The organism is Motilimonas sp. E26 (assembly GCF_021278025.1).
GTDB lineage: Bacteria > Pseudomonadota > Gammaproteobacteria > Enterobacterales > CBDFNC01 > Motilimonas.
The window spans coordinates 291,159-311,633 of record NZ_JAIBHJ010000001.1 but is presented as its reverse complement, the minus strand read 5'-3'; the positions used below and the strand labels follow the sequence as shown (position 1 = coordinate 311,633).

General features: G+C 44.6%; 18 protein-coding genes and 1 pseudogene. 13 read left to right on the top strand and 6 right to left on the bottom strand.

Annotated features, from left to right (window positions below; genetic code table 11):
* Positions 1 to 110: 110 nt before the first annotated feature.
* The 5 genes from K1M91_RS21505 to K1M91_RS21500 all read left to right on the top strand — a co-directional run bounded on the left by K1M91_RS21505 (position 111) and on the right by K1M91_RS21500 (position 4,985).
* Positions 111 to 2,552: a mechanosensitive ion channel family protein gene (locus K1M91_RS21505; protein ID WP_232799740.1), complete on the top strand. Its 2,442-nt coding sequence runs from the start codon at positions 111 to 113 to the stop codon at positions 2,550 to 2,552.
* A gap of 373 nt (positions 2,553 to 2,925) precedes the next feature.
* Positions 2,926 to 3,300, top strand: a complete 375-nt coding sequence (locus K1M91_RS01280) for a hypothetical protein (RefSeq protein ID WP_232799739.1) — start codon at positions 2,926 to 2,928, stop codon at positions 3,298 to 3,300.
* 101 nt (positions 3,301 to 3,401) lie between these two features.
* Positions 3,402 to 3,764 carry a VOC family protein gene (locus K1M91_RS01275; RefSeq protein WP_232799738.1) on the top strand — a complete coding sequence of 121 codons (363 nt, stop codon included), beginning with the start codon at positions 3,402 to 3,404 and terminating at the stop codon, positions 3,762 to 3,764.
* Positions 3,765 to 4,211: 447 nt separating this feature from the next.
* On the top strand, positions 4,212 to 4,616 hold the full coding sequence (locus K1M91_RS01270; protein WP_232799737.1) for a DUF1905 domain-containing protein: 405 nt from the start codon (positions 4,212 to 4,214) through the stop codon (positions 4,614 to 4,616).
* Positions 4,617 to 4,685: 69 nt separating this feature from the next.
* Positions 4,686 to 4,985: a YdeI/OmpD-associated family protein gene (locus K1M91_RS21500; protein WP_348983255.1), complete on the top strand. Its 300-nt coding sequence runs from the start codon at positions 4,686 to 4,688 to the stop codon at positions 4,983 to 4,985.
* Positions 4,986 to 5,024: 39 nt separating this feature from the next.
* Here the strand turns inward: K1M91_RS21500 and K1M91_RS01255 are convergent.
* Both K1M91_RS01255 and K1M91_RS01250 read right to left on the bottom strand, forming a co-directional pair.
* Positions 5,025 to 5,168 (bottom strand): annotated as a pseudogene (locus K1M91_RS01255) (IS4 family transposase); the annotation flags it as partial.
* Positions 5,169 to 5,255: 87 nt separating this feature from the next.
* On the bottom strand, positions 5,256 to 6,158 hold the full coding sequence (locus K1M91_RS01250) for a LysR family transcriptional regulator (protein ID WP_232799736.1): 903 nt from the start codon (positions 6,156 to 6,158) through the stop codon (positions 5,256 to 5,258).
* Positions 6,159 to 6,253: 95 nt separating this feature from the next.
* On the opposite strand from K1M91_RS01250, the gene K1M91_RS01245 reads away from it, so the two are divergent.
* The 4 genes from K1M91_RS01245 to K1M91_RS01230 all read left to right on the top strand — a co-directional run bounded on the left by K1M91_RS01245 (position 6,254) and on the right by K1M91_RS01230 (position 10,216).
* Positions 6,254 to 7,495: an MFS transporter gene (locus K1M91_RS01245; RefSeq protein WP_232799735.1), complete on the top strand. Its 1,242-nt coding sequence runs from the start codon at positions 6,254 to 6,256 to the stop codon at positions 7,493 to 7,495.
* A 376-nt stretch (positions 7,496 to 7,871) separates the two neighbouring features.
* The gene (locus K1M91_RS01240) at positions 7,872 to 8,498 is read left to right on the top strand and encodes a LysE family translocator (RefSeq protein ID WP_232799734.1); all 627 of its coding nucleotides are present in this window, start codon (positions 7,872 to 7,874) and stop codon (positions 8,496 to 8,498) included.
* 352 nt (positions 8,499 to 8,850) lie between these two features.
* Positions 8,851 to 9,348 carry a DUF2867 domain-containing protein gene (locus K1M91_RS01235; RefSeq protein ID WP_232799733.1) on the top strand — a complete coding sequence of 166 codons (498 nt, stop codon included), beginning with the start codon at positions 8,851 to 8,853 and terminating at the stop codon, positions 9,346 to 9,348.
* Positions 9,349 to 9,622: 274 nt separating this feature from the next.
* Positions 9,623 to 10,216: a DUF2238 domain-containing protein gene (locus tag K1M91_RS01230; protein ID WP_232799763.1), complete on the top strand. Its 594-nt coding sequence runs from the start codon at positions 9,623 to 9,625 to the stop codon at positions 10,214 to 10,216.
* Positions 10,217 to 10,324: 108 nt separating this feature from the next.
* On the opposite strand, the gene K1M91_RS01225 is transcribed toward K1M91_RS01230, so the two are convergent.
* Entirely contained in the window at positions 10,325 to 11,263 is a 939-nt protein-coding gene (locus K1M91_RS01225) for a LysR family transcriptional regulator (RefSeq protein WP_232799732.1), read from the bottom strand.
* Positions 11,264 to 11,611: 348 nt separating this feature from the next.
* Here K1M91_RS01225 and K1M91_RS01220 point away from each other — a divergent pair, with 348 nt between their 5' ends.
* From K1M91_RS01220 to K1M91_RS01210, 3 genes are all read left to right on the top strand, one after another.
* Positions 11,612 to 12,694, top strand: coding sequence for an efflux RND transporter periplasmic adaptor subunit (locus K1M91_RS01220; RefSeq protein ID WP_232799731.1), 1,083 nt, complete (start codon positions 11,612 to 11,614; stop codon positions 12,692 to 12,694).
* A gap of 113 nt (positions 12,695 to 12,807) precedes the next feature.
* Positions 12,808 to 15,894: an efflux RND transporter permease subunit gene (locus K1M91_RS01215; RefSeq protein ID WP_232799730.1), complete on the top strand. Its 3,087-nt coding sequence runs from the start codon at positions 12,808 to 12,810 to the stop codon at positions 15,892 to 15,894.
* 91 nt (positions 15,895 to 15,985) lie between these two features.
* On the top strand, positions 15,986 to 16,912 hold the full coding sequence (locus tag K1M91_RS01210; RefSeq protein WP_232799729.1) for a haloacid dehalogenase-like hydrolase: 927 nt from the start codon (positions 15,986 to 15,988) through the stop codon (positions 16,910 to 16,912).
* A 158-nt stretch (positions 16,913 to 17,070) separates the two neighbouring features.
* Here the strand turns inward: K1M91_RS01210 and K1M91_RS01205 are convergent, their stop codons facing one another.
* Positions 17,071 to 17,424: a RidA family protein gene (locus tag K1M91_RS01205; RefSeq protein ID WP_232799728.1), complete on the bottom strand. Its 354-nt coding sequence runs from the start codon at positions 17,422 to 17,424 to the stop codon at positions 17,071 to 17,073.
* Between the two features lie 102 nt (positions 17,425 to 17,526).
* Here K1M91_RS01205 and K1M91_RS01200 point away from each other — a divergent pair, with 102 nt between their 5' ends.
* Positions 17,527 to 17,847 (top strand): DUF2007 domain-containing protein, encoded by a 321-nt coding sequence (locus tag K1M91_RS01200; RefSeq protein ID WP_232799727.1) that lies wholly within the window; start codon positions 17,527 to 17,529, stop codon positions 17,845 to 17,847.
* 18 nt (positions 17,848 to 17,865) lie between these two features.
* On the opposite strand, the gene K1M91_RS01195 is transcribed toward K1M91_RS01200, so the two are convergent.
* Positions 17,866 to 19,341 carry a right-handed parallel beta-helix repeat-containing protein gene (locus K1M91_RS01195; RefSeq protein WP_232799726.1) on the bottom strand — a complete coding sequence of 492 codons (1,476 nt, stop codon included), beginning with the start codon at positions 19,339 to 19,341 and terminating at the stop codon, positions 17,866 to 17,868.
* A 169-nt stretch (positions 19,342 to 19,510) separates the two neighbouring features.
* Positions 19,511 to 20,185 carry a DUF3047 domain-containing protein gene (locus tag K1M91_RS01190; RefSeq protein ID WP_232799725.1) on the bottom strand — a complete coding sequence of 225 codons (675 nt, stop codon included), beginning with the start codon at positions 20,183 to 20,185 and terminating at the stop codon, positions 19,511 to 19,513.
* Positions 20,186 to 20,475 lie beyond the last annotated feature (290 nt).

Here is a 20,475-nt window from a genome sequence, read left to right as displayed (position 1 = left end):
TGTGATACTGGGCGTTAATCTACTGGACATTAGTGGGCAATCACTGGAACAGCATCAGCCGTAGCAGAGTATAAAGAGTATTAAGAGTATTAAGATACAGGGAGAGAAACGTGAAGCTATCGGTATATACGCGACTATTGTCAGTTTTGATGGTGCTTTGTTTACTGGGAGTAGCAAAAGCAGATGAAGCCCCCTATGAGTTGGGGCGGGCTGAAACTTTCAGCCCACGGGATACGATTGCCAGCTTTATAAGAAATGCCGAATTTGTTGAAGAAGGCATGTTGGCAGGGCAAAGGGAGCCCGTTGATAGCAAACAGGCTTTTTTACGCGCCCTGCAAACCATGGACTTTAACGCCACTCCACACAGTGATAGCTGGGATGTGCGTTCTACACGGTTTGCCCTGCTAAAAGAAATTCTGGATCGTGTACCGCTGCCCGATGAAAAAAACATCCCAGGTGTTAAAGAAGCGAAAGAAACAGAGCTGGAGTTCTGGGTGATCCCTGGTACTGAGTTGCGTCTGGTCAGGCAGAAGGAAGGCAAACTAAAGGGGCACTATCTGTTTTCGGCCGACACAGTTGAAGCTTTGATGCGCCACTACAGGAAAATCAGCCACCTACCTTATCTCTCTGGCAAGGAGCAAGGCTTGTATGAAACTTATATTCGTTCACCACGCTCTGTGGTAAACACAGAGCGTGAGATCCGTAATCGCTTGAAACCGGTTGATACCAGCAGCCCCCGTAGCACCCTTGAAGGCTTTCTGGCCAGTGTTAACATGGCGTACAGCATAGTCATGGAGATGGACGAAGCGCTAACGGCTAATCCGCCGACGGTTTCGCTGGCTGATTCTGAAAAGCAGGAAGAGATGGCAAGAAACTTTTTGCGCCAAGCTTCCCTAACGATGGATCTCAGCAAGGTGCCTTCAGCATTGAGAGAAGGAGTTGCCATCAACGCCACGCTGCAACTGAAAGAAATTTTGGATCGTATGATGCTACCGCCGCTGCAGGCCGTACCAAATAGTTTTACTCTGTCGGTTAACAGTGTGAATAAGTGGCGCTATCCCAATACTCGGATTGAGATTGTTAGAATGACCGATGGCCCCAGAGCTGGGGAATATTTGTTTAGTGCAGAAACCGTTAAGGCGATCGATGATTTCTATGAGGGGGTGGCTGAGCTCCCCTACCGTGAAGATCATATCAGCCCTATAGAGATGGATTACCACTCCCCTCATAAGTCCGAAGGCTTTTATGAATATTATATATCGACCCCAGGAGATCTGATTCCCCACACCAATTATCTGGGCAGTTTGTTTGCAGGCTTACCCAAAGGCATGCACCAGTTATACAGCGGGCAAACTTTGGCTCAGTGGCTGGGGTTGGTCATATCGGTCGCGTTTCTTGGCGTGGTTTCTTGGTGTAGTTTTCGTTTGTTTCATCGCGTTAGCCTAGCAATGGAAGTATCGCGTGGTGCCTGGCTTAAATCGCTGATGCCAATACTTCTGGCAGTGCTGGTGGAGCTAGTGTTTCACTTTATCGATAATGATCTGAATTTTACGGGGAGTGCCCTGTTGTTGATAACTCAGTTGAGCAAAGGCCTCACTATCGTCCTGTTTGCCTGGTCGGGCTGGTTGGTGGGGCGCGCCATTGCTGAAACCATCATCAGTTCACCTCGTATTCAGGAGAAAAGTGTCGATGCCAGCCTTATCCGTATCTGCGCCACGGTCGCTGGCGCTTTTGTCAGTATGTGGATCCTGACCGCCGGTATGCGCAGTATAGGTGCAGATATGGCACCACTGTTTGCGGGTCTGGGTGTTACAGGTCTGGCGATTGCGTTGGCGGCCAAACGTACTGTGGCCAACCTGATAGGGAGCATCATTCTCTTTGTCAATAAACCCGTCAGGCAAGGGGATTTTTTCAGATATGGCGATAAGACCGGTACGGTGGAATCCATTGGTATTTACTCTACCCGTATCCGCACTCTGGAGCGTTCCATTGTGACTATCCCCAATGCCGAGTTTTCTGAGATGCAGCTGGATAACCTAGGTGTGCGGGACAGAAGGCTATTTAACCTGACTATCGGCCTGAGGTATGAAACCTCACCCGAGCAGATGCGCTATATACTTGCCAAGCTGCGTAAGCTGCTGATCGCCCACCCTATGCTGATAACAGATACCACCCGGGTGCGGATGACAGGTTTTGGCGCCTGTTCGAAAGATATATCCTTGAAAGCCTATTTCAAGTGTGTTTCACAGGACGAGTTTCTGGCGATCCAGGAAGATGTTTTACTAAAGGTTGAGGAGCTGGTGGAACAAGCGGGCTCTGGCTTTGCATTTCCTTCTCAGACGACTTATCTGGCCCGGGATAACGGCATGGATAAAGATAAAATCGCGAACTCAGAACTGAAGGTCAAATCATGGCGTGATGCAGGTGTACTGCCTTTTCCTGACTACAATGCAGAGCAGCTGGAACAGATGAAGGATACTTTGGACTATCCGCCAACAGGTTCGGCGGTGGCTGCAAAAGGTAAATCATCTCCTCAGGAAGCCGAGCGCTGAGTCACCCTGAGTGGCGGTGGTCTCTTGTCGCCACTTAGCCTTACCTCCTGGGCAGGATTTCACTTTGAAATGTGAGCTTTTGCCCTTAGGAAATAAACGACAGAACGAAAGTGGGGCTCAAAAGTCATTGATCCCAATTTGACCTTGCTTACTGGATCAGCCGCAGAGTACGAATGGTTTACTGGCGACAGTGGCGCAAGCCTAGAACCAAAGTCGAGAGAGGAGTAAGGGCACCCACTTAAAATAATGTGCCATTTTCTCCCTGCTTTAAGAACGAAGTGCACCACCATCTAAACTAATACAGAAAAAGAGGTGGGTGTCCAGTTATGGTTTTCTACAAAGCCGCGCGTGCTAGCGGCGTTAGGCGGATAATATGACCGTTTTAGATTTGTATAATGATTTTAGGGCTGAGTTTCCAGATATTACGGCGAAAGCCGACTTAGAGCATATTCGTCTTTGGGATGAGATAGATCCTGAATTTGCATACTCTTGGTTTGGTAGTCTGGCGAATGCTCTGAATTACGAAATGACAGTATCAGCTTCTGTTAAAGAATATAAAGCATTATTTGAGTTTTTCCGTAGCAGTTATATGAAAAGTGATAATGACGTAAAAGACTGCATTGATGTGTCATTTGTAGAAAACTTGTTTTGGAATGTTCCTCCTGAAAAAGCCGTCCCATTTTGGGAGGTTTTACCTGATGTGTTAAAGCAATTATATATCGGGTTTCATGGGAGAAAACCCGCCTAACAAAAGACTTAACAAATTCAAGCTCCGGTCTTGGGTGTGCTAAAGGGTTAAGAGCTTGCGTAATATCAACCTCATCTTCATAAACCAGAAAGGAAACTGATTTGATAGATCATTTTGAAATCAGAACCATAAACTTTCATGACTGTAAAAGGTTCTATGAAAAAGTCCTCTTACCACTGAAAATCGAAATCAAATGGTCAGATAAATCTGCCGCGGGCTTTGGCATCATTGGTGAGGACAAAGTCAGATTCTTGATAGAGAAAAGTGACAATTGCACTAATTCGCATATAGCTTTTTCAGCTTCGAGCAAGAAATCTGTTGAGAAATTCTATCAGGTTGCTTTAAGTGAAGGATATCAATGCAACGGCAAACCGGGGCTGCGTGAAAATTATGCACCAAACTATTATGCCGCATTCGTTTTAGACCCAGATGGTAATAATGTTGAAGCTGTGGTGTATTTGTAGCGCGCACATACAACAAGAATAGTCTCGAAGCCGACACTCCATATTTGGGTAGAGGACAAGTACAGAGCCTCGTCAATCTTAGCTCTTTTCATATTAAGTAAATAGCTGTAATGGCCTTAACCGCGTTTAGCCTGAGTAACTTTCTCAAGACGAGGGGGATTTATGTAAGGGGCGATAATGATAAACATCATCCTTATCAGTTTGTTACGGCTGGAGAAATTGTAATAAAATGCTAGTCTATGACAAAGTTGAGCGACCAAGAATGAGTAAGCGGTTCATTCACTTTGGCTGACACTAGGTGCGTGTTGATTGACACGCGTGAAAATATAACGGAAGAGCCCAAAGCTCGATGCAGTCTTGTGTTTTAAAATAAGCTCACGTCCGGACCTGTGTCGTGCCTGCCCAGTAATGGCCGCTCTAGCACGATTGTGAAATTGAGAATTACCTATGATAGATAGCTCTTTAATCGGAAAACAGTTTGGTTTTTATGCGACATTAGAGAACTGGGCAGAGGGAATGGATTACTGCGCTGTTAGTGTGCCTTCTGAAATAACAGAATCACTTGGAACTAAAGGGCCTGTATTGGTTCGTGCTAGTGTTAATCATTCTGAGTCATTTCAAGTAAGCTTATTTCCGGTTGGCGGTGGTAAGCACTATATTCGTATTAAAGCAAAAATTCGTAAGCTCACGAAAACTAAAGCGGGCGACCATATTAAACTTGATTTCGTAGTTCTAGATCCTGAAGACGTAGATGTTCCTAATGATTTACTAGCATTGCTAGGGTCTGTTGATCTTTGCTGGTTAATTTTTGTTCGGGATAAAAGCGTTTTGAGCAAGGCGAGCAGTGTGTAGCTTAGCATTCTAAGTAAATACTGCTCAACGATGGGCAAAACGCTTTTAGCCGAATCCCTAGGACAGCGTTTGTTGGGTATTTCTACTGCGTTATCGCCTTTTCGTGTAGCTAGCTACACCACAAAAGCGCTGCCTTGTATAAATACCCAACAATTCGCTGCAAAAACAATCACGAAAGATCAACAGACCCTAGAGACGAGTGGAATGATAGATGAGTTCATGGATCTTCCACCTGGAAAAAGAAATTATTTAATCCGGAAGATTGGTGAAGCTGTAAAACCCGACACACGGGAAAAGCGCATTCGTGAAGCTTTGGATATCACTATTGAAAGAAATGCTAGAAAATTAAGCCCAATGGGAACTAAATAGCAAGCTTATAGTCTTGCATTCGCATGTTGTCGGACTGGTTTTCAGTCGCTTTAGCACCTCTTTTGCAACCCGTGATATTGACAAAACGTGACGTGTTTTGATGGTGTTAGCTTGAAACTGATATTGCCATTTTTGCTGCCTAGCAATGAGTTTAATGCACCAAAGTACAACTTCAGCCAATAAGCAGAATTTACAGCTCCCTCCTAAATTTGCTAACGGGCGCTGGAAAGCACCGCGGCAGCATCAGTGAGTTTTACCGTTATGGCTCCTTTATTTCGGGCTGGTGCTCCAATGTTTCATTAAGGCATCGCGAAATACCGTCAACTTGGCAGAATACTGGCGCGAAGGTGGGTAAAGCAGATTGAGGGATTGCGGCGTAGGGGCATATTGAGCCAACACTTGCTGCAAACGACCGTTTGCCAGATAGGGACGGACAAAAAAGGTTAATAGCTGGGCGATGCCGATGCCGTTGACTGCGGCGTCTACCAATGGCTCGCCATGATCAAGCAGCAAGTTTCCGCTCACATTTAGCCGGGTTGCCTTGCCGTTATGGTTAAACTGCCACGGGTTGATCTGACCATTGGTCGCCAATCTGACCCGCAGACAATTGTGCTGTGACAGATCGGCAAGGGTTTGAGGAACGCCGTGGCGGGCAAGGTAGGTTGCCGAGGCAACGGTTATCCAATGCGCCGGTGCTAATTGTCTGGCGATCACTCTGGCATCCGCCACCGGGCCGCTGCGGATCACCGCGTCAAACCCTTCGTCGACGATATCGACCAAGCGATCGGTCAACACCAGTTCAATATCCATCTGCTTGTGGGTGGTTAACAGTTCGCTGACCATCGGGATAACGATGGCACGGCCGAATGCTGAAGGGGCGCTGATTTTAAGTGTGCCTTTAGGGGTGCAGCCGTGGCGTTGAATTTCGTGCTGTGCATCAGACAGGCCAGTGATCAATGGCCGTACTCGGGAGAGAAACAATTCGCCGTCTGCAGTCAGGCTTAGGCTGCGAGTATTACGGTGCAGCAATTTTACCCCTAATTGCTTTTCTAATCGGCTAATCGCTCGTGAAATTCCGGATTGGGTGATCCCCAGCTGGCTTGCTGCAAGGGTAAAGCTGCGCAGGTCCGCGACTTTAACAAACTGGCGGATGGCATTAAGGTCAATATTCATGAATAAGATCATTACTGAAATGAATTTTAATTATTTATTTATGATATTTCATAAATGATACTGAGTGAATCTTAACCGTTATATGGAATGAAATTATGCGATCTCGTCTACCTTCCGGGGTTTACTTACTCAGCCTCGGTATCTTTATTATGATTTCCTGCGAGTTGCAGGTGCTGGGCTTTATGCCAGAGTTGGCCGCAGACTTGGGGGTTACCATCGCGGAGGTGGGATATCTGGTGTCGGCATTTGCTGCCAGTATGGCGATCGGTGGCCCGATCTTAATGCTGATTTTGTCGCGCTTTCCGCCCCGTACCATTCTGGCTTGCTTGTATGTCATTTTCCTGTTGGGTGAGCTGTTTGGCGCACTGGCGCAAAATTATAGTCAATTGATGGTGGCGCGAGCCATCACGGGTATGGTGGCTGGTGCTTTCTTTGGTGTGTCCATTGGCCTTTGCTCTCGTATGACGGCACCTCAGGATACCTTACGCGCAGTAGCATTGGTGCTGGCTGGCATCATGCTCGGGACGATTATTGGTCTGCCGCTGGCAAAAGTGGTGGCTGAACAATGGAGCTGGCGCGAGAGTTTTTATCTGGTGGTGGCACTTGGAACAATCAGTGCTCTGATCACGCTTAAAGCCATTCCTTCCTTACCGGCTGAAGCACCACACCCGATCAAACAGGAATTGAAAGGGGTGCTTGATCGCCGTTTATGGTGGGTGTTTGCCACCAGTTTCTGTGTGATAGGTGCGGTGTATGCACCATTCAGTTTTATCGTGCCGCTCCTGACCGATTTGGCAGGCTTACCAGAAAATGCAGTGACCTGGCTGCTGTTCGCCTACGGGGTATGCATGTTGGCTGGTAATCATGTTGTAGCTATGCTGGCGGTGAAACACGCGAAAGTAACATTGATAAGTGGGTTGCTCATTCTCATTGGCACTTTTTCGGTCTTTGCCCTGTTTGTAGAGAGCAGTTGGGTAGCGGTGATTTGTCTGATTGTCATGGGGTTTTGTGGTATTAGCCTCAACCCTGCTTTGGTCAGCCGTTTGATGGAATTACCGCAGGGGCAACGGGCTTTTATCAACACTTTGCACGCCTCCGTGATTAACGTTGGCATTATGTTTGGTAGCTTTGCTGCTGGGCTGATGCTGGATATTGGTTATAGTCTTCATAGTGTGATCTGGACGGGGGCTGCTGTCGCGCTGGCTGGCTTAGCTGTACTTGGTTTATCGCCCAAGTTGTCAGGTGCAGACACGGGAGAGGCACCCCTTCAGCCTGAACAGATTCAGCCAAAACAGCGTTGTAAGCATTTGGCGCACGGAGAAAACCCGGCAGGCTAGTATTCCCCTCTCTTAGATAATCCAGTAAAGAAAACAGAAAGGGCGTTACGCCCTTTCTTGCTTAGTGTCTTATATCATCGACAATGCTGTAATAGGCAGGGAGCAGGGGATCAAGAGGGATACAAACAGGCCGAAAACAATGCTGATGATTCAATAAGATGCTAATGTATTACGCAGTTGATCGACTAAGAGTGAGTAAACGATGTATTCACTTAGATTGGTACTAGACGCGTGGTGATATATATAACTGAGGCCCCAAAAGCTCGATGCGTTCTTATGTTGTAAAGGAAGCGCACGTTCGGTGCTGTGTGGGGCGGCCCAGTTATGGAGCGCTCTACCACAATTGTCACAAGGCATTCAGCATGGAGGAAAGAAAATGGATGTAAATTCACTATTATTATTTGTGGTCGCTTGTCTTGCTATCAACATGATACCAGGGCCAGACGTTATCTACATCGTTTCGAACACTATGAGGGGGAAGCTGGCAACTGGGTTTAAAGCGGCTATTGGACTCGGTGTTGGCTACTTTATTCATACATTGGCTGCGGCATTGGGTTTATCCGCGATAATCCTTAGCTCTGCGGTTGCCTTTAGTGCGGTGAAATGGCTTGGCGCTGCTTACCTAGTCTATTTGGGTGTTCAGTCGCTACTTTCTATGTGGCGAGGGGGCGGAAAAATCGTGGTTAGTGAAAGCGTTGAAGACAATAAAAATGTATTTGTACAAGGTGTAATCGTTAGTGTTTTGAACCCTAAGGTAGCACTGTTCTTTCTTTCATTCCTGCCCCAGTTCATTGATACATCAACAGGCTCTGCTTCTATGCAATTACTAGTGCTTGGTTTGCTATTCAGCGCACTCGCTACAATGTGCAATGTTTTATATGCGTCAGTTGGTAGCTGGGTTTTTAGTCGTCCGAATTCTCAGCGATACTCACGAGCACTTGAAGGCGTCTCAGGTGTTTTGCTAATTGGGCTAGCAAGCAAAGTCGTAATCAGTGACCGCTAGTGGCATAAGGAATTTACAGCACCTGCCAAATTTGCAAACAGGCGCTAAAAAACTGCATCGTTATGTGCTGCACAGTTTGTACAAATGGCTGAATAGGCGAAGTGCTAGGTGAAGTTATAATTGGAGTCATTTCAATAAGATGCTAATGTATTACGCAGTTGTTCGACCAAAAATGAGTAAACGATGTATTCACTTAGATTGGTTCTAGGCGCGTGATTTACACGCGCGAATATATAATTGAAGAGCAAAAAGCTTGATGCATTCTTATGTTGCAACAGAAGCGCCAGTCGGGAGCTGTGTGGGGCGGCCCAGTGATGGGGCTCTACCACGATTGCATTTTGAAGGAGAGTTTATGCCTATACCCAATAAATCAATATTGAATGAGTATTCAAAGGGGGCGTATTTCTTTGATAGCTTTTCAAAAAGAATAAAATATAACAACCAAACTGCTATTGAAGTATTCCTTGAAATAGCTACTAGAACCCCTGTTTGGATTGAATTTCTGATGTCTATGAGAAATTGGATTGTTTCCAAGCTCGGCTTGAAACATTTGGGTGGTTTACAAGACGTACCCAAGAAAAAACTCAGTACAGAATATGTTGTGGGTGAACGAGTCGGTATCTTTACGTTGGTAAGTATAACGGATCATGAAGTTGTATTAGAAGACTGTGATAAACACCTTAACGTCCGAGTTTCTTTTTTAGTTGAACCTGAAGGAGGCGCTGCGACAGTTCATGCAACCACTGTGGTTCATGTGAACAATGTATTCGGGAAAATATACATGTTTTTCGTTGCTCCATTTCATAAAATAATAGTGCCAAGTACGTTGAAAGGCTTAGAGCAGGCATAACACTATGTTCAAGTCTGATTTGGACGCGCGTGCCGAACTGTTTTGCTATGCCACCATTAATCTACGAAGTGATGAAATGACTGCTAACTGGTTGGCCAAATTAACCGTACCACTACCCATTTGCCTATTCGACCTTCGGGATATCATGAAACATACGGAGAGTCCCACTGCACCATCAAAGCCAATACAGCGCACTGGCGAGGTTTAATAAGAGGTTGGTACATATTTGTGCTTATATAAACACTTAATCGTTACATTGTAAGAGGATAGAAAAATTAAACATCTTTGGGCATTCACCTTTTTAGCCGTTTTGTTTTGGTCTGGCATAGAGCCAAAAGATCAATTCACTTGGTTTTTAGAAGTTTTACCGGCCATTATCGGTGCAGTATTAGTAGCGGCTACTTATCAGTCTTTTAGGCTTACTCCCATACTATACTTCTTTATTCTTGCGCATTGCGTTGTGCTGATGGTTGGTGGGCATTACACCTATGCTGAAGTGCCGCTGTTTGATGGCTTATTTGGCTCAGAGCGAAACAATTACGATAAGGTCGGCCATTTCTTTCAAGGCTTTGTGCCAGCTTTACTGGCTAGAGAAATATTAATACGTAAAAATGTCGTCAATGGTGATTTTTGGCGCAGTGTTATTATTGTGTCTATTTGCTTAGCCTTTAGTGCCTTCTATGAGCTAGTTGAATGGTGGGTAGCAATTGCTACTGGTGAGAATGCGGAAGCATTTCTCGGCACACAAGGCTATGTTTGGGATACGCAATCAGACATGGGATTAGCCTTACTGGGGGCAATTTGTTCTTTGCTCGTATTATCTTCAGTTCACAACAAGCAATTGCAAAAAGAATTATTTAAAGGCTAACGTGAGTTTACGCTAGCAGTAATGAGTGCTCGGTAAAGTACTTTTTACCTAAACGCTACTGTTACTGTTCTGATTTGGCGGCCAAAGGCATGGCCGCTACTTTACCCATCATCTGTGTATTAAGCCGTGAGCAGCAATACCAATATTACCTGCGTTACTTTGTTTGTGTTGCTCCAACGTATTCATCATAAAGTCGATAAAGCGTTGACTGGCTAAACTAATAAAACGCCTAGATGGATAAACAAGATAGCATTTGCCTTCAAATGGCCCTATTTCTTCAAATAGCATGATCAATTGGCCATTATCAATAAACTCTTGTACGTATGGCCGCGGCATCATAGATATACCACGCCCAGTCAGTGTTGCTTCTAAGATGGCCTCAAGATTGTTCACACATAAATTACCTTTGAGTGTTAACACCTTGTCTTCACCGATAGGGAAGTTATTAAAAACTCGGCCATTAGGGTAACGAAAAAGGATAGAGTTGTGATTAGGCAGCTCTTCGAGCGAGATAGGGACAGGTGAATTTTTAATATAGTCAGGGCTGGCGTAGAAATGTATTTTTTCGTCACATATATGCCGCGCAACCATCTCAGTTTCATTGAATGTGTCTTCGAGTAAAAAAGCTAAATCGATGTTATTACGGATCATATTTTGTGGTTCAGCACTGACGATTAGCTCAACTGACAGCTCTGGGTTTTGATCCATAAAGTCAAAAATCACCCGTGTGATCCACAGCTGTTCGGGAACAGGCACAATTAATATGCGTAAGTGTCCTGATACGTCGGATTTATGCCCTGTTAACTCCGTTCGAGTTTGCTCTAACGCTGCTAACAGAGGTGTCGTTTTACTGTAAAAATGGCTACCGGATGCTGTTAGAGACATAGCACGGCTTTGACGATGAAATAACTTCACGTTCAGTTCATCCTCCAGCGCTTGTAAACGGCGGCTTAAAGTCGATTTTGGTAAGTTAAGAATATCAGCAGCCTCAACTAAACTACCGGTTTCTACAATGCGGTGAAACAGTGCAATATCTTCCGTTTTCATGACATCACCCGACTCTTGGATAAGCGAAATAGTAGGCTTTCCTGCATAACCTATGCATATACCTCGATATGCTTAGTGTTTTCGCCCCTAAAAACGAAACTTTGCGTAAAACATACTGTTACTTAGTTGTAACCGGTTTAGGGAATACTGAGGTTATTTAACCACTCGTGCGTACTAAGCCACTTGTTTAAGTGTTAACAGTTTTACATAAAAATCACTGAGTTCAAGCTTATTTTGTCTCATTTTATGGAACTATCGGTTCCATTTGATTCCGTTTTTGTCAACTTTAATGACTGATATCGTTAACTCAACGCTAGACGATTTAGCAATATTTATGGAGTTAATATTATGAGACGTTTACTGACTAATGTTTCACTCATTGTTTTAGGGGCACTATTAATAGGTTGCAGTGCTGAGTCCCTTGAAATGACAACAGCCACGGTAAGGCCAGTCAAATTACTTGAAATAACCGACCGCAGTGCGGATTTAACACGGGTGTTTCCAGCTAAAGTGGCTGCAACTAAGCAGGCTAAGTTAGCATTTAGGCTATCTGGCCATCTTGTTGACCTTTCATTACACGAAGGGGATACCGTGACGAAAGGCACGGTTTTGGCGCGTTTAGATAACCGTGATGCGCGTAATACGCTCTTGCATCGCGAGGCGGATTATCAATTAGCAGCTGCCGACTTTAAGCGTAAAGACCAGTTATTACGCCGAAAACTGATTTCTCAAGCTGATTACGATTTGGCTAAAGCGCAAGTTAAGTCTGCAAGAGCCAGTTTAGCCAGCGCACAAGACCAACTAAGTTACACCAATTTAATCGCCCCTTATGAGGGCATAGTGGCTAAGGTTCTCGTGGATAATTATCAAATGGTGCAGGCAGGTCAATCCATTTTAGTATTACAAGAAGGGCAATACCTTGATGTGAAAATCCAAGTTCCCGAGTCTTTTGTTAACAACCTCCAACACTTTAAAGTCAATGCGCAAGGTCAGGCAAGTGTAAGGTTTGCGATCAACCCAGACTTAACGTTGCCGGTGAAGCTGAAAGAATATTCCTCGCAAATTACGCCTGGTACGCAAAGCTATGAGGTGGTGTTTACTTTGCCTCAACCAGAAGACATGGCCGTGCTGCCTGGCATGAGTGCTGAAGTGATCATGGATATACCAGCAAGCCAATCAAGTACTGTGGCAGCCATTTTACCTGTTAACGCGATCATGAAACGCGACCATGACGGCAAGAGTGTGGTATGGATTTTTGATACAAGTAGCGGCACGGTTAATTCACGCCAAGTAAGCCTAGGCAAGGTAACCAATAAGGGCATTGAAGTGACTCATGGTGTGAGAGCTGGAGACAAAGTGGTGGTTGCAGGTGTGCAATTTTTAGCGGAAGGCTTAAATGTTAAGCCCCTGCGCAGACAGCGAGGGGTGTAGTGAATGTTATCTATTCGTTTTGCACTTCTCTACTCGCTGTTTAGCCAGCACTTTAGCTCACCATGCAGCAACTTGCAGTTAAGCCGTTATGTTACTAGAACGAGGTATAATGGATGAATTTTGCCGAATATTCTATTACGCACAAAGTGATCAGTTGGATGTTTACTTTGCTACTGCTCGTTGGTGGAACCGTATCATTTTTTCAATTAGGTCAGTTAGAATTTCCTGAGTTTACGATCAAACAGGCATTGGTTGTCACCGCTTATCCTGGTGCGTCTCCAGAGCAGGTCGAGGAAGAGGTGACGCTGCCCATTGAAGACGCATTACAGCAGCTGGAGGGAGTAAAACATATTACTTCGGTCAACAGTGCTGGCTTGTCGCAAATAGAAATTGAAATGGCCGCACATTTTGGACCCGATGAACTTCCGCAAATATGGGATGAAGTGCGTCGAAAAGTAAATGATATGTCGGACACTTTGCCGCAAGGGGTGATGACGCCAAAAGTAATAGATGATTTCGGTGATGTTTATGGCATTTTGTTAAACCTGACTGGTCAGGGCTACAGTGATCGAGAATTGCAAAATTATGCTGATTTTTTAAGACGCGAATTGGTACTGATTAAAGGCGTAAAAAAAGTCACTATCGCAGGCAAGGTGATGGATCAGGTCGTGGTCGAAATTTCTCAGCAAAAGCTTAATGCGCTTGGCCTTGACCAAGATTATATCTATAGCATGCTTCAACGTCAGAATGTGGTTTCAAACGCGGGGAGTGCCCGTGTTGGTAATCATCGTATTCGTCTCCATCCAACAGGGGAATTTGATAACTTAGCGCAAATGGAGCGTTTACTTATTAGCCCGCCTAGCAGTGATAAGCTCATCTATCTTGGCGATATAGCTGAAATTTACAAGGATACCCAAGAGCAGCCTGCTAATATTTATCACTCCGCTGGCAATCAAGCGTTGTCAGTGGGGATCGCCTTTTCTAGTGGGGTAAATGTTGTTGATGTTGGCGCCGCTGTCAATGCGCGAATGATAGCGCTTAATAGTGAATTGCCAATGGGTATGGCGCTTACCACTGTGTACGATCAAAGCAAAATTGTTGATGAAACCGTGCGTGGCTTTTTAATTAATTTAGCCGAATCTATTGGTATAGTGATTGTTGTTTTGCTCATCTTTATGGGACTGCGATCAGGGTTGCTGATGGGAGTAGTATTATTACTCACGATCCTAGGTACCTTTATTGTGATGAATATACTCAATATTGAGTTACAAATAATCTCATTAGGCGCCCTGATCATTGCACTTGGTATGCTGGTTGATAATGCTATTGTTGTTACCGAAGGCATTCTCATTGGGATCAAACGCGGTAAAAGTCGTTTGGAAACAGCGAAGCAAGTGGTTTCGCAAACACAATGGCCGCTATTGGGGGCAACGATTATTGCCATCATGGCGTTTGCACCCATTGGTTTAACCGATACTGCCACGGGTGAATTTTGTCGTTCATTATTTCAAGTGCTATTAATTTCACTCTTTATCAGCTGGATCACCGCGATGACGTTAACGCCTTTTTTCTGTCATCTGCTTTTTAAGGACGGCATTGTTAACAAAGGAGACGAAAGCGACCCATACAAGGGGATTTTGTTTACGGTTTTCCGTCAGGTATTAACCCTCGCCATGAGGTTTCGTTGGGTCACACTATCCCTCGTCATGGTGGCATTGGTGTTGGCCGTGATTGGTTTTGGTCAGGTCAAGCAAGTTTTTTTCCCTGCTTCAAATACCCCGATTTTCTTTGTCGATGTGTGGATGCCTGAAGGCACAGATATCAGAGCAACAGAGCAGCATATATCGCGTATTGAGAGCGATATTATGCAGCAACAAACTCGCAATGATATTGGTTTAGTCAATTTATCGTCCGTGATTGGTCAAGGCGCACAACGCTTTAATTTGTCTTACATGCCTGAAAAAGGCTACAGCGCTTATGGCCAAATAATTATTGAGATGGCTGATTTAACAGCACTTAATAAGTTTATGCGGACATTAGAAAATGACTTGAGTTTCACATACCCACAAGCTCAGTATCGTTTTAAATATATGGAAAATGGTCCCGCGCCTGCGGCTAAACTTGAAGCTCGATTTTTTGGCGATGATCCTAAGGTGTTACGCGAACTGGCGGCGCAAGCTAGCGCGATATTTAATGCCGAGCCCACCGCTGTCGGTGTACGTCATAATTGGCGTAATCAATCCACATTGATTCGTCCGCAGATATCTTTAGCGCAAGCCAGAGAAGTAGGGATCAGTAAACAAGATTTAGATGATGCATTACTGGTGAACTTTAGCGGAAAAAGGATTGGTACCTATCGAGATAATAGCCATCTTTTACCTATCATCGCCAGAGCGCCAGCTAGCGAAAGGCTAAACGTAGATAGTATTTCTGAAATACAAGTATGGAGCTCAGACAACAATACTTTTGTACCTATTACTCAAGTTGTTTCTAACTTTGAAACTGAATGGGAAAACCCATTGATTATGCGCCGTGACCGAAAACGTGTTATTTCGGTACTGGCTGATCCCGTGAATGGCCAAGGTGAAACATCAGACTCTGTACTTAATAAGATAAAGGCGGATATAGAAGCGATTGAATTACCAGCCGGTTATGGCTTTGAATGGGGCGGCGAGCGTGAAATTTCCAAAGAAGCTGAAGCTGGGGTGTTTGGTTCAATTCCATTAGGGTTTCTCGCGATGTTTATCATCACAGTGATCTTGTTTAACTCGATTAAGCAAACATTCGTGATATGGTTTACAGTGCCGTTGGCAATGATCGGCGTGGCGTCGGGTTTATTGTTATTTGACGCGCCATTTTCTTTTATGGCGATGCTTGGCATATTAAGCCTAAATGGGATGATCATTAAAAATGGTATCGTGCTAGTTGATCAGATTAATTTAGAGTTAAGTGAAGGCAAACTGGCATTCCAAGCGGTTATTGACTCAACTATCAGTCGGGTTCGGCCGGTATTAATGGCAGCGATAACGACCATGCTTGGCATGCTGCCTTTGTTAAACGATGCTTTCTTCGGCTCAATGGCTATTACTATTATTTTTGGTTTAGGCTTTGCGTCAGTGTTAACACTTATCGTATTGCCAGTTACCTATACATTAATGTTTCGTGACCAATGTCAACCTAGGTTGCCACAGGGAGAATAGCCCAGCATCAAACGCTAGGCGGATAAGGCTAATGTATCTCTTACCTGATTTTATTTTACCCTTAAATTTATCGCGCATGAGGATGTAAACAATGCATAAACGACTATTAGACTGTAGCGCTTCCGAGCTAAATGCCTTAGACAAAAATGAGCTGCTTTATGCCATTAAAGCAAGCGAAGGGCGAGTGTTGGTGAGTGAAAACATTGTGATTACCTCGCCTTTATTAACGCAAGTTACCAATGCTGAGTTAGCCGCTTCTCAGGGGGCAGATTTATTGCTGCTTAATATGTTTGATGCAGAAAACCCAGTCATTAATGGTATGCCTGAGAATATTGCGCCGACTGATCTCATCACCGAATTAAAGCGGCTAACTGGCAGGGTGATAGGGGTTAATTTAGAGGCCGTCGACCCTGAATTTGCTCAGCAGCATGATGAAATTTGGCAGATGAGCAGTGGCCGTGTGGCAAATGCCGAGAACGCACAAAAGCTTTATGATATGGGCGTGCGGTTTATTGTGATCACCGGAAACCCCAATAATGGCGTCAGTAACCGTGCTATTAGCCATGCTTTACAACAGATCCACTCTGCCGTTGGCGATAAGCTGGTTATCATCACAGGAAAGATGCACGGGGCAGGGGTGGTGAGTGAAAGTGGCGCAAAAATCATTACCGGTGAAGATGTCAGTCGATTTGCAAAAAATGGTGCCGACATTATTCTTGTTCCGGCACCGGGAACCGTGCCAGGGATGAGCCAAGATTATGTGAGCGAGCTCATTAATGTCGCGCATCAACACAAGGTAATGGCAATGACGGCGATTGGCACCTCCCAAGAAGGCGCAGACGTAAGTACAATCAGACAGATAGCGCTAATGAGTAAAATGGCGGGAGCCGATTTACACCATATAGGCGATACTGGTTATATGGGGATTGCGTTGCCTGAAAACATTCAGGCCTACAGCGTTGTCATAAGAGGCATCAGACATACCTATACGCGCATAGCTCGTTCAATTAATCGTTAATGCTCGTTGTTTCTTGTTCATTTGGACATACTTGAGTAAGACCATTTGTTGTTGCCGCGCGGTAGGTGACATTAGCGATCAATGGCTTTCTCCAATGGCTCTCGTTAGGAGAAAGCTAATTGTTATCTAACCTCAGTTGTGCTTATCCAGAACTCGGTTTACTTAGAAATTTCAGCCGCAATGACTGAAATTTCAACCAGCAATGCCTCACGTGCCATGTTCGCAGTGACACACGCGCGAGCGGGGGCATAACCTGGCTCAACCCAGTTGTCCCATACTGCATTCATAGCGGCAAAATCATCCATGGTTTTAAGGTAGATAGTGGCCGAAAGCATATGCTGTTTGTCACTGCCAGATTGCAGCAGTAGCGTTTCAACTTTGTCGAGCATGGTTTGGGTTTGCTCGGTAATGTCTTTACTGGCGTCAGCACACACTTGGCCACAAAGATAAATGGTGCCATTGTGTTTTACAATTCTGCTCATGCGTTGCTTAGTTTCTTGGCGTTCTATCATTTTTATTTCTTATTCGCTGCTATGATTGCGAGCAGTTTAGCAACATAAAATAAGATGTCTAGCCAAGTGCTGGCAAGCTTAAAGTGGATTAAGGCAGGATCAATGAAGCTTATTTACACCCATGAAAACCGTTTATTAGTTAATAATGTGAAAAACTTACTTGAACAAGCAGGGATTGAAACTCTCTTAAAAAATGAATTTAGCCAAGGTGGCATGGGTGAGTTGGCAATCTTTGACTGTTGGCCAGAGCTTTGGATCACCCAAGAAGGCAAGCTCGAGCGAGCCAAGCAGTTAGTGCATGACATCACCCACGCGAAGGAACAACCGAGTTGGTTTTGCCGTGAATGTGATGAAGAAAACGATGCCAGCTTTGAAACGTGCTGGCATTGTCAATATAATCGGCCCATCTCAGACGCAGATTGAACTTAGCCTAACCGCGGGTTAAAAAGAGGTTTGATCGGCACCGATATCAATCTTGTTTAACACGCGCGGATCACCGTCAATATCGTGGGTTAACCCGCTGATGTTATCACCTTTACCCAGCACTTCCGCAATGGGAGCTTTGAGGTGTAAATCACCGCTGTTTATGTCTGTAAACCAAGTTGATTGTGCTTGCACTACGTTGCTACTTAGCTGTGCTTGGCCTGAATTTCTTTGCTTTATTTGTCCATTAGTCAGGTTATTGCTGATTTGGTTGTTAATTGAATCAGCGAAGCGATATTCAATGGCATTGGCATATTGACTATTGAGCCAGACGGTGTTGTTGTAAACCTGCGTATTACTGGCGTGAGATAGGTAGATACCGACGTCTTTGTTGGTAACAATAAAGTTGTTACGGACAACGCCATCATAATGACCGCTAGTACCTAGCCCTAACATTATCCCTCTGTCACAGTTAATTATGACGTTGTTCTCAATTAACGTGCCTTTCGAGTTCGACCAAAAATGGATGGCTCCTTCGGTTAAATCAGGGTTTTCTCCCGCTGCTGGGTTGTTATTGTGGATATTTTTAAAGGTGTTATTACGCACAATCCAATGATGTGCGCGATGGGCATCAATTCCTCCTGTGTACCACCACAGTGCCTGGCCAGTTGTGAACTCAAAAATATTGTGCTCAATCAGGCCATAATCCGAGGCTATATCGGGATTGTTACTGTCGGTTGATACTTTGACCATCTGCTCTTGCGAGTCGATGATGCGACTGTGACGTAAAGTGAAATAATCGGCATTACGCTCGCCTTGGATCTGGACGATATGGTTACGTACAAAGCCCTGATCGCGAAGTGGTGCACCGCCAATGGTCAGGTATTCAATTTTAAAGTGGCTAGCACGCACTAAAAACATATTGTTGTATTTAGGGCCGGCAATTTTTGCCTTGTTATAGTCACCAGACTTGCCTCGTAAGGTGATATTGGCGGCATCGACAACGAAAGTATTGTTAAGTTGGTATTCTCCATCTTCTAACAAAATCAGATAATGCCCACCTTGTTGGTTAGCTTCCGCAAAAGTGCGGTGTAGCTCTTCATTGTTAGCGACAGTAACAACTGTTTGATTATCTTCAATAAACTCACCTAGTAAAACCAAGCTCTGCGTAAGCGTTATTTCACTACTTTGAACTTGATTTGAGTTAAATCCATTGAACAAATAGCCAGGTTTGGCTTTTGTTTCTATTTTTACCGTTTCACCCACTTCATAACTCGCTTTGCTTGGCGTTACGATGATGGTGCCACCCGTATCGGGCACGGCTTTTATATTTATTGTTACAGTTTTAGGCGCGGGGGGCTGGTTAGGCTGTGTGGTCGGAGGTTGAGAAGGCGCAATCGTTGGCGTTGAAGCTGAAGAGGGCGAGCTATCGCTGCCCCCGCCGCCACAAGCGATAAGGTTAAGGGTGATAACACTAAGTAAAAGCTGGCGCATGATATTTCCATAAACAAATAAATAATAGGCAGAAACCTTAGCGATTTTAACTCGGATAAGCAATATGATGCATATTGTCAGTGTTAATAAAGACCACTTAGTCACAATTTGCTAAAGGGGGAGTAGAGTGGGATGCTTTAAAATGAGGGTCAGTAAAAGGGTGTTGGCTTTAATCTGATAGGGTAATTTCACCATAGTAAGACTCGGCTTGGCTGGCGCTATTGTCGGTGTCGGTCATAATGGCAATCACGTCGATGTAGCGATAGGCTTTGCGATTCGCTTTATCACTGCCTTTGTCACCAAAATGAGTGATTAAGTCTTGATAGATGTTACGCCGCTCTTGATGCCACTGGCCAAGGGGATCCTCTTGGCCGCGCAGCGCGATCATTTTTAGGTTCGACCCAGCATAAGCATTGTTCCAAACTTGCCCTTTTGCTTGGTTACTTGACCATACATAGCTAATGGATTTAGTGCGCCAGACGAATAAACCGCCTTCGATCACCAAATAAATACGGGCGATATAATCATCGCCACTTTTGTTGCGCTCATCTAATACTGGCAGGGCTTTTTCTGCTAGCCAGCTCCAATTCAGGTAGGGCGTTTCTAACAGATCAATTTGCTGCTTTAACACTAGGCCGGAAGCTGCATTATGACTGACCGCTTTTAGCGCTAAACGGCCTTTATATGGTTGCACGCTGTAATTTGTTTGGCCTGAAAACACCTCGGGCGCCCAGTTTTTAACACCATTGTTAGCAAGATCCGTTAAGTTAATGGTGGCATTGGCGCTAAAACAAGCACTGAAGCTAACAAGCAGTGACACGTATATGCTGGCTGTGAAACCCATAATTCTACCTTTTTTTGTTATGTGATTAAGGCTTAGTTTAGCTGAATGACTTAATTAATCTCAGCTCTGCTTAAACCTGCCGTAGCCAAATACAGTATGTTTTTACGGCAAAATTTCGTTTTCAGGGATGAAAACGTAAAGCGTATAGGGACATATTTACCGCGTTTTTGCTGGAAAAACATACTATTTCGCTTATCTTGAATTCGGGTTATTTAAAACAGAAAGAGTGATTTATCAGCTAAAAAAATACCCCGTATTGACGGGGCATTGTATAGCTAATGGCTTAATTT